The following is a 13099-nucleotide window of genomic DNA, read 5'->3' on the forward strand; positions in this document are numbered from 1 at the left end:
GAGGGCATGGAACAGTTGAACTATCGCTTCACCGCGCGCGAACGCGCGCAGGGCGAACTGGCCACGGCGCTCGTCGGCGTGGTCGCGTCCGGCAATCTCGAGGTGCTCGTCGAGCGCGTGCTGCCGGGCAACGAATGCGAGATCGATATCCGCACCGCGGCGGTCGGTTTCGGCGCGGTGTGGCAGGCCGTCGTGTCGGACTTCGTCGAACGGCGCGCGCCGGGCGGCCTGAAGCTGTCGATCAACGACGGCGGCGCGCGGCCCGACATGGTGTCGCTGCGGCTCGCGCAGGCCGTGCGAGCGATCGAGGGAGGCGCATGATGACCGACGCGATCCACGACGCACCCGCATTCGTCGCGAACCGCGCGAGCTGGTACGAAGCGTCGGCGCGCCAGCGCGTCGACGGGCTGCTCGACGCGGGCAGCTTCACGGAATTTCTCGGGCCGGGCGATCGTGTGACGAGCCCGCACCTGCCGCTGTTCGACCTGCCGCAGCAGTTCGACGACGGCATGGTGGTCGGCCGCGGCCGGCTCGACGGCAAGCCGGTGTTGGTCGCCGCGCAGGAGGGCCGCTTCATGGGCGGCGCGTTCGGCGAAGTGCACGGCGCGAAGCTCACGGGGCTGCTGCGTGCGGCGCGCGACCTCGGCACGCCGGTGCTGATCCTGTTCGATACGGGCGGCGTGCGGCTGCAGGAAGCGAATGCGGGCGAACTGGCGATCGCCGAGATCATGCGTGCGCTCGTCGACGCGCGCGCGGCCGGCGTGCCGGTGATCGGGCTGATCGGCGGGCGCGCGGGCTGCTACGGCGGCGGCGGCCTGCTCGCCGCCTGCTGTTCGGCGCTCGCGGTGTCGGAGCAGGGGCGCATCAGCGTGTCGGGGCCCGAGGTGATCGAGACCAATCGCGGCGTCGAGGAATTCGATGCGAAGGACCGCGCGCTGATCTGGCGCACGATGGGCGGCAAGCATCGCCGTCTGATCGGCGGCGCGGACCGCTACGTGGCCGATACGCCCGACGCGTTTCGCGCGGCCGCGCTCGACCTGATCGGCCGTGCGCCGAACTTCGACGCGGCGATGCTGCGCGCGGAGCAGGCGCGTCTCGAAGCGCGCGTCGAACGGTTCGGCGCATGCAAGGACGCGCTCGACGTGTGGCGGGCGCTCGGCGCGAGCGAGCCGGAAGCGATTCCCGGCATGCCCGACGATGAATTCGCGAAGCTCGCCGATCAACTGCAGGAGGCGCAGCATGACGCTCGATGAAGTTCTGACCTCGCTGTTCCCGAACGGCCACGCGATCACGCGGACCGGCGGCTTGCTGGCGGGCCACGCTGATCTGACCGGCACGCGCGTCGACGTGATCGGCGTCGCCGACCGGCTGCCGTTCGGCATCGACGAAGCCGTGACGCTCGCGTCGCACGTGCTCGACACGATCGGGCGCGGCGGCGACACGCCGATTCTCGTGCTCGTCGACAGCGACAGCCAGCGGATGAGCAAGCGCGACGAGCTGCTCGGCCTGAACGAAGGCTTGTCGCATCTCGCGAAATGCCTGATGCACGCGGAGCTCGCCGGGCACCGGACGATCGGCCTGCTGTACGGCCATACGGCCGCGGGCGCGTTCATCGCGACCGCGCTCGCGACGCGCACGCTGCTCGCGTTGCCGGGCGCGGAGCCGGAAGTGATGGACCTGCCGTCGATGTCGCGTGTGACGAAGCTGCCGATCGACGTGCTGAAGGAGATGGCGCGCTCGACGCCGGTGTTCGCGCCGGGGCTCGACAATCTCGTGAAGATGGGCGCCGTCGACGCCGTGCTCGACCCGGCCCGCGCGCTCGACGCGCAGGTCGCCGAATGGCTCGGCAAGCCGGCCGATCGCAACGACGTGCGTGCGGCGCGCGGCCGGCCGGTCGCGGCCGACGTCGCGCGGCGTGTCGAGGCACTCGCGCGTGCCGCACGCTGACACGCCGCTGCGCCGCCACACGCTCGTCACGCTGACGGCGGCCGGGTGGGGCGCGGCGTGCGCGCGCGATCCCGCGCTGGCGGCCGATCCGCTCGTGCAGGCGTGGGCCGCGCACGACTGGCCGCTGATCGTGCGCCGCGCGTCGCCCGACGAGGCCGATGCGGGGCGCATCCCGCTCGGCTTGCCGCTGCCGCCTTCGGCGGGCAAGCGGCGCATTGCACTGAACGTCGCCGCCGACGCGCTCGCGTCGGTCGGTCCGCTGCCCACGCTCGCCGATGTGCTCGCTGTCGCACCCGACGCATGGCACGCGACGCTGCGCGACCTGGCTGCGCTCGGCGCCCGCTGCGGCGTGCAGGGCCGCGTATTCGGCAGCCTCGCATGGCAGGCGCTGACGGGAGAGCGCTACCTGAGCGCGTCGTCCGATCTCGACATCGTGTTTCCGCTGCCGGACGCCGCATCGCTCGCCGCGCTGCTCGACGGCCTGGCGACACTCGATGAACACGCGCCGATGCGCATCGACGGCGAACTGCTGCGCGACGACGGCGCCGGCGTGAACTGGCGCGAGCTGCATGCGCGGCTGCCTGAAGTCGCGGTCAAGACGGCGATCGCCGTCGAATTGATGCCTGCCGACGCATTCACCGGAGGCACGCGATGAGTGCGTGGGCCGCCTGCCGCGCGCCGGTGCCGTCCGATGCCGAGCGCATCGCCGAACTCGCCGAGCACAGCCTCGTGCTGGAAATCGACACCTATCCGAAGCCGGGCCTCGTCAGTCACGTCGACACCGGCAGTCACGCGGACATGGATGCCACGATGTTCGTGCGCAGCGCGGCCGTGCTGCGGCCGTACTTCGCGGAGCTCGCCGATGCCGGTGCGCGTGACGCCGACATGGCCGTGCTGCGCAAGATCGGGCTGCGCGCGGAACACGCGATGCTTGCCGCGACCGGCGGCGTCAACACGCATCGCGGCGCGATCTTCGGGCTCGGGCTGCTGTGCGCGGCCGCCGGCCGCCGCACGGTGCCGGGCACCGCGGCACGCACGCTGACGCTCGGCGCGTTCGTCGCGCGGCGCTGGGGCACCGAGATCCTCGGCGGCCCGCGGCTGCCCGACAGTCACGGCGAGCGCGCGAGCCGCCGCTACGGCGTCGGCGGCGCGCGTCGCGAGGCGGCCGACGGGTTCACGACCGTGTACGACGTCGGGCTGCCGGCCCTGCGCCGCGCGCGGCGCTGCATGCCGGACGATCCGGAGGCCGCGCGCGTCGACGCCTGCTTCGCGCTGATCGCCGCGCTCGACGATACGAACCTGCTGCACCGCGGCGGGCAGGCCGGCCTCGATTTCGCGCGTGCCACGGCACGCGCATTCGTTGCCCGCGGCGGCATCCGCGCCCGCGACTGGCGACTGCGCGCGGCCGCTGCGCACCGCGCGTTCGTCGCGCGCCGGCTGAGCCCGGGCGGCGCGGCCGACCTGCTGGCGATGAGCGTGTTCGTCGATGCGCTCGAGACGGATGAAACGGACGAGACGGGCGAAACGGGCGAGACGAACGAGGCGGGACGATGACGCTGGCGATCCTCTGTTCGGGGCAAGGTGCGCAGCGTGCGGACATGTTCGAGCTGACCAGCGCGGCGCCGCAAGCCGATGCGCTGTTCGCGCACGCCGGCCGGCTCCTCGGCGACGATCCGCGCGACTGGGTGCGACACGCTGAACCGGATGCGCTGCGTGAGAACCGCGCTGCGCAGATCCTCTGCACGGTGCAGGCGCTTGCGGCGACGATGTTGCTCGAGGCGATGTGGCCGCGGCGTCGTTGCGTCGCGGGGTACAGCGTCGGCGAAGTCGCATCGTGGAGCGTCGCGGGGATGATCGATCCGCACGACGCGCTGGCGCTGGCCGAGGCGCGCGCGCGCGCCATGGATGCCGCGAGCGGCGGCGATGAACGGATGGCATTCGTGCGCGGGCTCACGCGTGCGCGGCTCGCGCAACTCTGCGACGGCCGCGATGCGGCGATCGCGATCGCCAATCCGGGCGATGCGTTCGTGCTGGCCGGGCGGCAGGCCGACGTCGCCGCGGTGGCCGACGCCGCCGCACGCGACGGTGCGCTGCGTGTCGCGCCCGTGTGCGTGCGGATCGCGTCGCACACGCACCGGCTCGCGGCGGCGGTGCCCGCGTTTCGCGCATCGCTGGCCGCCGTGAACGTGCGCCGGCCGCTGCCCGGCACGCGACTGTTTTCGGGGATCGACGGCGCGTCGGTGCTCGATGTCGACGCCGGGCTCGACAAGCTCGCGCGCCAGATCGCGGAGCCGGTCGAGTGGGCGGCCTGCCTGGCCGCGTGCGTCGAGGCCGGCGCGACCGCGTTTCTCGAACTCGGCCCGGGCCGCGCACTGGCCGAGATGGCGGGCAGCGCGTATCCGGCGCTGCCGGCACGCAGCGTCGCGGATTTCCGTTCCGTCGACGGTATCGCGAGCTGGCTCGCGCGCGTCGCGGCCGGCTGACCGGCGGCGGGCGAGCGGCCGGATCACGCGCCGGAACCGCTTCGAATCTGCGTCGAATCCAGTTCGAAATCCGGTTCGAAATCTGCCTGCCGACCGGTCGTTACGCGCCAGGTGTTGCGCCGGCGCAGCAGCGCTGCAGCAGGCGCTTGTCATGCGAATTGGCGTCGCTACAATGGCGCCCGCCATGAGACCAGCCGCCTTCCTCGTCGCCGCGCTTTGCTGCGTGGCGACCGCCCACGCCAGCCCGATTCCGTCCGACGCAGCAGCAGTCGGCAGGTACTTTTCGTATGACAATGCGGCGGCCGACGCGACCGTCGACCTGATCGGTCAGGCGCAGCGTCGCGTGCTGCTGGCCGGCTACGCGTACGTGCCGCCAGCGGTCGCGGCGGCGCTGCGCGCGGCGCGTTCGCGCGGGATCGACGTGCGGGTCGTGCTGGTGCGCTCGCCGCGTGCGGGCAAGTACAGCGGCGCGGGCTATCTGAAATCGGCCGGCATCGACGTCGCGATCGATTCGCGGCACGGCGACCCCGCACCGCGCTTCGTGATCGTCGACGACAGCGTCGCGCTGACGACGCTGTCCGACGACGCGGCCGCGCACGCGGAAACGGTCAACGTGTTCCAGCGCGCGCCGGAACTCGCGCAGTCGTACGCGCAGTCGTTCTGGCGGCTGTATCGGCAGGCCGGCGGGCTCTAAGCGCTTGACGGCGGCCCGCCCCGGGCGAACGCCACCCATCCTTTTCCGTGCAGCGTTCCGCCTGCCGCGCACGCCGGTATGACCCCGCTTGCATCGGCGTGTCCGATGAACCATGCTCGTTGAACAGGTGCCGGCGCGCAGGTCGCGCATCCGGCCCAACGGCAGGGAGCCGATCTTGACCGAGTGTTTTGCCGATCGCGCCGACGCGGGTCGCCAGCTTGCGCTCGCGCTGCACGACTATGCGGGGCGCCGCGACGTCGTCGTGCTCGCGCTGCCGCGCGGCGGCGTACCGGTTGCATTCCCGATCGCGCAGGCGCTGCGCGCGCCGCTCGACGTGCTGGTCGTGCGCAAGCTCGGCATGCCCTCCGATCCAGAATTCGCGATCGGCGCGATCGCGACCGGCGGGGCGATCCACCTGCAGCACGCGGCGATCCGCGCGATGGGCGTGTCCGATTCCCAACTGGCCGACGTGATCGTGCGCGAGACCGCCGAACTGCAGCGCCGCGACACGCTGTATCGCGGCGCGCGGCCGCCGCTGCCGGTCGACGGTCGCATCGCGATCGTCGTCGACGACGGCATCGCGACCGGCGCGTCGATGCGCGTCGCACTGCAGGCGCTGCGCAAGCGCCATCCCGCGCGCATCGTGGCCGCCGCACCCGTCGCGCCGGCCGGCGCCCAGCATGCGTTCGACGATCTGGCCGATGCGTTCGTGACGGTGTCGCAGCCGCTGCGCTTCTTCGGGATCAGCCAGTTCTACGCGCGTTTCGACCAGACCGGCGACGACGAGGTGCGCGCGCTCCTCGATGCGGCCCGCGGGCCGGACGACGACCTCACGTCCGCCTGACCCGGCGCCGGCGCGATCCCGGGCGAACGGCTTCGGCCTGCGCGAACACGCGCTGCAGCGCCGGATGGACGTTGCCGTGCCAGCGCGCACCCGTGAACAGCCCGTAGTGATCGCAATCGTCGATATCGAGGCGCTGGCGCTCGCCGGCCTTGAGGCCGCGGCACATGTCGAGTGCCGCATGCGTCTGGCCGGCGCCGGTGACGGCGTCTCGACCGCCTTCGACCGTCAGCAGCGCGACGCCGCGCAGCGCGGCCGGCTCCACGCGCTGGCCGCCGACTTGCCACGTGCCGTTCGCGAGGCACATCCGCTGGAACACGATATCGACGGTATCCAGGAAGTATTCGGCCGGCATGTCGAGCAGCGCCGTGTATTCGTGCAGCGCGCGCCGCGCGTCGGCCAGCGCCGTCAGGTCGAAGTGCGACGCGGCGCGCGCGTAGTCCTCGATCAGCGTCAGGAAGCGTTGCGGATACAGCAGCGCGATCTCGCCTTGCTGAAGATAGGTCGGGAATACGTGCCGGCCACGGCCGGGGAAGCGGGGCGGCACGATGTCGATCAGGTGGCGGCGGCACCACGTGAGCGAACGGGACGCGGCCGTGGTGCCGAGCGTGGTCGGGTTGATGCGTGCGTCGAGCGGCCCGCCGATCAGCGTGACGCTCGCGGGCGGTGCGTGGCCGCGCGCGGCGCGCAGCGCGAGTGCGCCGAGTGCGGGAACGGTGGCCTGGCATACGGCGACGACGTGCAGCGGCCGGTCGTCGCGGGCGAGCGCGTCGACGAAGCCGTCGAGCGTCGCCACGTACTCGTCGAGCCCGAAGCGGCCCGCCGCGAGCGGGACGTCGCGCGCATTGACCCAGTCGGTCACGCAGACGTCGCCGTCCGCGAGCAGCGCCTCGACGGTCTCCCGCATCATCACGGCCGCGTGCCCCGCGAGCGGCGCACACAGCAGCACCGCGCGCCGCGCATCGTCGCGTGCGAAGCGCCGCAACTGGCAGAACGGCGTGCGCGCGACGATCCGCTCGTCGACGGCCGGCCGCCGGATCTCGAAGCGCGGCGGCCCGGCGGCCGGCCCGAGGAGCGGCTCGAACAGGTCGTCGTAGCACGACGACACGGCGTGCGGCAGCGTCGCGGCGGGCCATACGTCGAACGCGTGGCGCGTCGCTTCGCGCCAGGCGCGCATCCATTCCCGCTGCTGCTCGACGACGTCGTACCACATGGCGAACCTCGAGGCGGAAGGGGGGGAATCTGCATTATGGTCACTCCGGGCGCGCAGCGGGTGTCGGAAACGTGACCGGACGACGCGGATTTCGCCGCGCGTTTCGGCGGCATCGCGCTAGGCACCGGCGCACGGCGCTGCTACAGTCGTCGGTCCCATTCCCTCAAGCGGAGCGTTCGCGATGAAGCTGATCGGCATGCTGGATTCCCCGTTCGTGCGCCGTGTCGCCATATCGGCGAAGCTGCTCGACCTGCCGTTCGAACACGAGTCGGTCTCGGTGTTTCGTCAGTTCGACCGGTTCCGGTCGTTCAGCCCGGTCGTGAAGGCGCCGACGCTCGTGACCGACGACGGTGCGACGCTGCTCGATTCGTCGCTGATCGTCGACTACCTCGACCATCGCGTCGCCCCGGAGCGGCGCCTGTTGCCCGACGCCGCCGACGCGCGGCTGCGCACGCTGGTGCCGGTCGGCCTCGCGCTGGCGGCGGCAGAGAAGACGGTGCAGGTGGTGTACGAGCACGCTTTGCGACCGACCGACAAGCAGCACGCGCCCTGGCTCGAGCGCGTGCTGAGCCAGCTCGAGGCCGCGTACGGCGAACTCGAGCCGCTCGTCGCGGCCGCGAACGGCTGGTTCGGCGGCGCGCGGCTGCTGCAGTCGGACGTGACCGTCGCGGTCGCCTGGCGCTTCACGCAATTCATGGCCGCCGATTATCCGGCGCTCGCGCGGATCGATCCGGCCCGGTATCCGGCGCTGGCCGCGCATTCGGCGCGTGCGGAAGCGCTGCCGGCGTTTGTCGAGACGCCGCTCGCCTGAACGCGGCGTCGATCCCGGCAGCACCGGAACGGCGGCGGGCGAGGGCGGCGCGTCCGGCCCCGCCGCGTCGGAACCGGGCCGGCATTCGGCGCGTATCGACCCAACCGCAGTGCGCGGCGCGTCCGGCCGCGCGTTATTGTTCGGCGCGACGTGCGGAAAACCACGTCGCGCCGCTGCACTTTATGCGCCCGCGCGACCGCGCGCCGCCCGCCCGGCCCCGTCCGGCAAGGACGAGCCGATTGTTCTCCGCCGCTGACAAGTGACTTCGCATTCGCGCCGTTTATCCGGATGCGGGCCGTCCCTAGAATCCACTCCATCGAATATGCATTGCCTGATGGAGCCGATGATGAGAGCGCTGATCGAATCGAGTCTGTACCACCCGTCCGTCGTGTTGCCGCTTGCCGCGCTGACGCAACTGATGGTCGAGCGCGACTTCAATCTCGGCCAGGTCGGCCTGATCGTCGCCGCGCGCGGCGCGCAGGCAGCCGTGTCGCGTTCGCGTGCGCTGATCTTCTGCCGCCACGGCGAAGCGCACGCATGAACCCGCGTCACGTCTACGGATAAAAAACGCCCGGCCGGCGCAAGCCGGTCGGGCGGATCGGGTTCGATCGAGCCCCGGCTTTGGCCGGGGCTTTTTCATGGGCGAGCGGGCGACGCTCAGGCGCGCGCGGGCGACACGACGCCGTAGATTTCCGCGTCGTCTTCCTCGCGCAGCTGGCGCGCCAGCTGGTGTGCCTCGCGGCGCGACGCGACGGCCGGCGGCGAGCCCTTGAGCGGCTGGCGTGCGGTTTCGGCGAGTGCGACGACCGACACGATGCCGATCACGGCCGCGCCCATCATGTAGTACGCAGGCATCATCAGGTTGTGGGTCACGTCGACGAGCCACGCGGTGACGAGCGGCGTCGTGCCGCCGAACAGCGACACCGACACGTTGAAGCCGATCGCGAGCGCGCCGTAGCGGATCTCGGTCGGGAACAGCGCCGGCAGCGCCGACGGCATCACACCGGTGAAGCACGACAGCAGCACGCCGAGGATCAGGAGGCCGCTGAACACCGACGCAGTGGTGCCCGCATGGATCAGCATCATCGACGGGATCGACAGCGCGAGCAGGCCGACGCAGCCGGCCAGCATCACGGGCTTGCGGCCGACCTTGTCCGACAGGCGGCCGGCGGCGAGCGTCAGCGGCATCATCAGCACCATCACGATCAGCACCAGCACGAGGCTGTGCGACTCGTCGAAGTGCAGCGTCGACGACATGAAGCTCGGCAGGTACGACAGCACCATGTAATCGGTCACGTTGAAGATCAGCACGAGGCCGACGCAGAGCAGCAGTGCGCGCCAGTTGCGCATCAGCGTCTCGCGGAAGCGCGCTTTCGGCACGGCCTTGTCCTGCGCTTCCCGCTCCTCGGCCTGGCGCTTGAACGCCGGCGTTTCCTCGAGCTTCATCCGGATGTACAGGCCGATCAGGCCGAGCGGGCCCGCGATCAGGAACGGCACGCGCCAGCCCCACGACAGCAGCGCTTCCTGCGACAGCGACGCGGTGAGCAGCGCGACGACGCCGGCGCCCATCACATAGCCGATCAGCGTGCCGAACTCGAGGAAGCTGCCCATGAAGCCGCGGCGCTTGTCGGTCGAGAACTCGGCGATGAAGGTGGCGGCGCCGCCGTATTCGCCGCCGGTCGAGAAGCCCTGCACGAGGCGGGCCACGAGCAGCAGGATCGGCGCCATGATGCCGATCGACGCGTAGCTGGGGATCAGGCCGATCGCGAAGGTGCCGACGGCCATCATGATCATGGTGGCGGCGAGCACGCGCTGCCGGCCGATGCGATCGCCGAGCGGGCCGAACACCATGCCGCCGAGCGGGCGCACGAGGAACGCGGCCGCGAACGTGCCGAAGGTCGCGAGCAGCTGCGCGGACGGGCTGCTGGACGGGAAGAACACCTTGCCGAGCGTGACGGCGATATAGCTGTAGACGCCGAAGTCGAACCATTCCATCGCATTGCCGATGGCCATCGCGCTGACGGCGCGCTTGAGCAGGCTCTGGTCGACGACGGTAATGTCGTCCGCGGCGAGCGGAGCCTCGCCGGACGACGTGGAGGAAGAAGCAGCGGTCGGGCTGACGTGTGTTGCGGTCAAGGTCATGCACTCCTTTGACTGCGCCGGAACGGGCGGGCCGTCCGACACGGTTTGCCGGCGAGCGCGATGTCGTGTGCTGCGCGTCGGGGCAGGCCATTTAAGCGCTTACTGCACATGAGGCGGTAAAGGGCCGTAAGGGACTGCTTCGACGCGGGCCCGATGGGCCGTCGCGACGGTGCGCTCATGAAGAATGGGCCGCGTGATGCGAGCGGCAGATGCCGGCGCGGACGGAGTCCGGCGTTCCGGCAAGCGCCCCGGAGGGGCAACGAAACGAGAAAAGCGGGCCTGTCGGGCGGGCTTTCCTGTGGATGCAATTTCGGTCGAAGCACCGGCCCGCAATGCGCGGACGGACTTCTTGCGAAATCGAATAGACAGAGATTGAATGTTGAAACAGGCGACATGATAGCACGATGACAGACGATCGTGCAAATTGCCGGGAATCCCCCGTCTGGCGGCGGTTCCGGCGGGGTCGGCTCCGGTATGATCGGCGGCGCGCGGCGGGGTCGCGCGGCCCGCCGGATGGGGGCCGAATCTGCGGGGAACCGGATGACCGAACTGATCAGGATTGCGGCGTTGTTCGCCGTCACTGCACTGGCCGAGATCGTCGGCTGCTACCTGCCGTGGCTCGTGCTGAAAGGCGGAAGGCCCGTCTGGCTGCTGGTGCCGGCCGCGCTGTCGCTCGCGTTGTTCGCGTGGCTGCTGACGCTGCACCCGAGCGCGGCAGGGCGCACGTATGCGGCGTACGGCGGCGTGTATATCGCGGTGGCGCTGATCTGGCTGCGGGCGGTCGACGGCATCGCGCTGACCCGCTGGGATGTGGCGGGCGCGATGCTCGCGCTCGGCGGGATGGCCGTCATCGCACTGCAGCCGCGCGCTTGAGCGCGGCTGCAGGCACGGCTTCGGCTCGTGAGACGCCGCGTCAGGCGGCTTCGGCGGCGTCCGCGTCGGCGGACTTGCGCCATACGCAGGCGCCCTTGACCGACTTGTCGAGTTCGTCGAGCTGGGCCTGGTGCGCGGCCAGTTCGTCGTCGCTCGCCGCGAGCACCGGCAGGTCGAGCGACGCGAGCGCCACGCGCTGGCCGTTCGCCGCGCCGCCGTCGGCGCCTGCGTCGTCGAGCATGTCGATCACGAGGCTGTCCTGGCCGCGCGTCATCGCGAGATAGACCTCGGCGAGCAGCTCCGAGTCGAGCAGTGCGCCGTGCAGCGTGCGGTGCGCGTTGCTGATGCCGAACCGGTCGCACAGTGCGTCGAGCGAATTGCGCTTGCCGGGGAACATCTGCTTGGCCTGCACCAGCGTGTCGATCACGCCGCCGCAATGCTCGGTGAACGGCGGCAGGTCGAGCCGCGCGAATTCGGCGTCGAGGAACCCGAGGTCGAACGGCGCGTTGTGGATGATCAGCTCGGCGTCCTTCACGAAGTCGCGGATCTGGTCGACGACTTCCGCGAACTTCGGCTTGTCGCTCAGGAATTCGGTCGTGAGGCCGTGCACGGCCAGCGCGCCCGGATCGCTGTCGCGCTCGGGGTTCACGTAGATGTGCAGGTTGTTGCCGGTGAGCCGCCGGTTCAGCAGCTCGACGCAGCCGATTTCGATCAGGCGGTCGCCCGTGCGAGGGTTCAGGCCGGTGGTTTCGGTATCGAGAATGATCTGGCGCATGTCGGATAAATCGGGAAAGACGGTAGGGCGGCCTGCGTTCAGGCTGCGATTCAGGCCGCGAGCGATGCGACGCCGCGGTTCGCGAGCGCGTCCGCGCGTTCGTTTTCGGGATGGCCCGCATGGCCCTTCACCCAGCGCCACTCGACCTCGTGCTGCGCGACGAGCGCGTCGAGCCGTTTCCACAGGTCGGCGTTCTTCACCGGGGTTTTCGCCGCGGTGACCCAGCCCTTCTTCTTCCAGCCGTGGATCCACTCGCTGATGCCTTTCTGCACGTACTGCGAGTCGGTATGGACGATCACGCGGCACGGCCGCTTCAGCGCCTCGAGCGCGGCGATCACGCCCATCAGCTCCATGCGGTTGTTGGTCGTGTTCGGCTCGCCGCCGAACAGCTCCTTTTCGCGGTCGCCGTAGCGCAGCAGTGCGCCCCAGCCGCCGGGGCCGGGGTTGCCCTTGCAGGCGCCGTCGGTATAGATGTCGATGGTGTCGGTGGTCATGAGTGTTCTTGATGGGTGGTCGGGGTGGCCGCCGGCGTCAGGCCCGGCGCGAGCACGGGCTTCTTCATCTTGATCGGGCCGACGAGACGCATGCCGCGCACGCGTTTGACGGCGGTGACCATGTAGACGGCGCCGAAGATCGGCCACCAGCGGTCGCCGGCGGCTTCCATGAAGCCGTAGCGGGCAAGCCATTTGTCGGTGACGAGCGGCGGCCGGTAGCAGCCGAAGCGGCCGCGCTCGAGATCGAAGCCGAGCAGCTTGATCCAGTCCTTGAGCCGGATGAACGCGATCTGGTCGCGTGCGGCCGGCACGAACGGGCGGTTGGCCATGCGCCCGAACGACTGCCGCATGCCCCACAGGCTCAGCGAATTGAAGCCGGTGATCACGAGCTGGCCTTCCGGCATCAGCACGCGTTCGGCCTCGCGCAGCAGGCGGTGCGGGTCGGACGTGAATTCGAGCGTATGCGGCATCACGATCAGGTCGACGCTCTGCGACTCGAACGGCAGGTCGAGCAGGTCGCACCAGGTCGTGCTGCGATCGGCCGGCGCATGCTCGGGCGCATGCGCCTCGCGCGCCCACGGATACTGGTAGGGCGCGCTCGCGCCGCTCGCCGGGTCGAGCACGAGGCCGCGATACGGCATGCGGTTCTCGCGCAGCGCGTCGAGCTGCGGCAGGCCGAGCTGCAGCGCGTGAAACCCGAAGACGTCGGACACGATCCGGTCGAGCTGCGCCTGCTCCCAGTCCAGCACGTAGCGGCCGGGTGGCGAGTCGGTCCAGGCGGGCCAGTCTATAATTTGACGATCGGACATAACGATGATTGCGTGCC

General features: G+C 70.7%; 16 protein-coding genes. 11 read left to right on the forward strand and 5 right to left on the reverse strand.

Annotation, left to right across the window (positions count from 1 at the left end):
* Window positions 1-6: 6 nt before the first annotated feature.
* From mdcC to U5A56_RS26015, 8 genes are all read left to right on the forward strand, one after another.
* Window positions 7-321, forward strand: a complete 315-nt coding sequence (gene mdcC, locus U5A56_RS25980) for a malonate decarboxylase acyl carrier protein (protein ID WP_044844916.1) — start codon at window positions 7-9, stop codon at window positions 319-321.
* Window positions 318-1253: a biotin-independent malonate decarboxylase subunit beta gene (locus U5A56_RS25985; protein ID WP_321925267.1), complete on the forward strand. Its 936-nt coding sequence runs from the start codon at window positions 318-320 to the stop codon at window positions 1251-1253. Before mdcC ends, U5A56_RS25985 begins: the two co-directional genes overlap by 4 nt.
* Window positions 1240-1947 (forward strand): biotin-independent malonate decarboxylase subunit gamma, encoded by a 708-nt coding sequence (mdcE, locus tag U5A56_RS25990; RefSeq protein ID WP_044844914.1) that lies wholly within the window; start codon window positions 1240-1242, stop codon window positions 1945-1947. The genes U5A56_RS25985 and mdcE overlap by 14 nt, the downstream gene beginning before the upstream one ends.
* On the forward strand, window positions 1934-2602 hold the full coding sequence (gene mdcG / locus U5A56_RS25995; protein ID WP_321925269.1) for a malonate decarboxylase holo-[acyl-carrier-protein] synthase: 669 nt from the start codon (window positions 1934-1936) through the stop codon (window positions 2600-2602). Before mdcE ends, mdcG begins: the two co-directional genes overlap by 14 nt.
* Window positions 2599-3501 (forward strand): triphosphoribosyl-dephospho-CoA synthase MdcB, encoded by a 903-nt coding sequence (gene mdcB, locus U5A56_RS26000; RefSeq protein WP_321925270.1) that lies wholly within the window; start codon window positions 2599-2601, stop codon window positions 3499-3501. The genes mdcG and mdcB overlap by 4 nt, the downstream gene beginning before the upstream one ends.
* On the forward strand, window positions 3498-4430 hold the full coding sequence (gene mdcH / locus U5A56_RS26005; protein ID WP_044844912.1) for a malonate decarboxylase subunit epsilon: 933 nt from the start codon (window positions 3498-3500) through the stop codon (window positions 4428-4430). Before mdcB ends, mdcH begins: the two co-directional genes overlap by 4 nt.
* A gap of 172 nt (window positions 4431-4602) precedes the next feature.
* Window positions 4603-5124, forward strand: coding sequence for a phospholipase D-like domain-containing protein (locus U5A56_RS26010; protein ID WP_321812382.1), 522 nt, complete (start codon window positions 4603-4605; stop codon window positions 5122-5124).
* 175 nt (window positions 5125-5299) lie between these two features.
* A complete protein-coding gene (locus U5A56_RS26015) occupies window positions 5300-5968 on the forward strand; it encodes a phosphoribosyltransferase (RefSeq protein WP_321812383.1) in 669 nt (222 codons plus the stop codon).
* Here U5A56_RS26015 and phaZ read toward each other — a convergent pair.
* On the reverse strand, window positions 5955-7178 hold the full coding sequence (gene phaZ, locus U5A56_RS26020) for a polyhydroxyalkanoate depolymerase (RefSeq protein WP_321925271.1): 1224 nt from the start codon (window positions 7176-7178) through the stop codon (window positions 5955-5957). The two genes, U5A56_RS26015 and phaZ, sit on opposite strands and share 14 nt — an antisense overlap.
* A 181-nt stretch (window positions 7179-7359) precedes the next feature.
* Between phaZ and U5A56_RS26025 the strand changes: the two genes are divergently transcribed.
* Together U5A56_RS26025 and U5A56_RS26030 are read left to right on the forward strand one after the other, a co-directional pair.
* Window positions 7360-7989, forward strand: coding sequence for a glutathione S-transferase family protein (locus U5A56_RS26025; RefSeq protein ID WP_044844909.1), 630 nt, complete (start codon window positions 7360-7362; stop codon window positions 7987-7989).
* Between the two features lie 343 nt (window positions 7990-8332).
* Window positions 8333-8530: a hypothetical protein gene (locus tag U5A56_RS26030; protein ID WP_321925272.1), complete on the forward strand. Its 198-nt coding sequence runs from the start codon at window positions 8333-8335 to the stop codon at window positions 8528-8530.
* A 116-nt stretch (window positions 8531-8646) separates the two neighbouring features.
* On the opposite strand, the gene proP is transcribed toward U5A56_RS26030, so the two are convergent.
* Window positions 8647-10131, reverse strand: a complete 1485-nt coding sequence (proP, locus tag U5A56_RS26035) for a glycine betaine/L-proline transporter ProP (RefSeq protein ID WP_321925273.1) — start codon at window positions 10129-10131, stop codon at window positions 8647-8649.
* A 540-nt stretch (window positions 10132-10671) separates the two neighbouring features.
* Here proP and U5A56_RS26040 point away from each other — a divergent pair.
* Window positions 10672-11004, forward strand: a complete 333-nt coding sequence (locus U5A56_RS26040; protein WP_044844907.1) for a YnfA family protein — start codon at window positions 10672-10674, stop codon at window positions 11002-11004.
* A gap of 40 nt (window positions 11005-11044) precedes the next feature.
* Here U5A56_RS26040 and dnaQ read toward each other — a convergent pair whose 3' ends face one another.
* The 3 genes from dnaQ to U5A56_RS26055 are packed head-to-tail and all read right to left on the reverse strand — an operon-like array spanning window position 11045 to window position 13082.
* Window positions 11045-11779 carry a DNA polymerase III subunit epsilon gene (gene dnaQ, locus U5A56_RS26045; protein ID WP_321801422.1) on the reverse strand — a complete coding sequence of 245 codons (735 nt, stop codon included), beginning with the start codon at window positions 11777-11779 and terminating at the stop codon, window positions 11045-11047.
* Window positions 11780-11829: 50 nt separating this feature from the next.
* Entirely contained in the window at window positions 11830-12273 is a 444-nt protein-coding gene (gene rnhA, locus U5A56_RS26050) for a ribonuclease HI (RefSeq protein WP_044844905.1), read from the reverse strand.
* Window positions 12270-13082 carry a class I SAM-dependent methyltransferase gene (locus U5A56_RS26055; protein ID WP_044844904.1) on the reverse strand — a complete coding sequence of 271 codons (813 nt, stop codon included), beginning with the start codon at window positions 13080-13082 and terminating at the stop codon, window positions 12270-12272. The genes rnhA and U5A56_RS26055 overlap by 4 nt, the downstream gene beginning before the upstream one ends.
* Between the last annotated feature and the right edge of the window lie 17 nt (window positions 13083-13099).

It is taken from the genome of Burkholderia sp. BCC1998, from assembly GCF_905339875.1.
Lineage (GTDB): Bacteria > Pseudomonadota > Gammaproteobacteria > Burkholderiales > Burkholderiaceae > Burkholderia.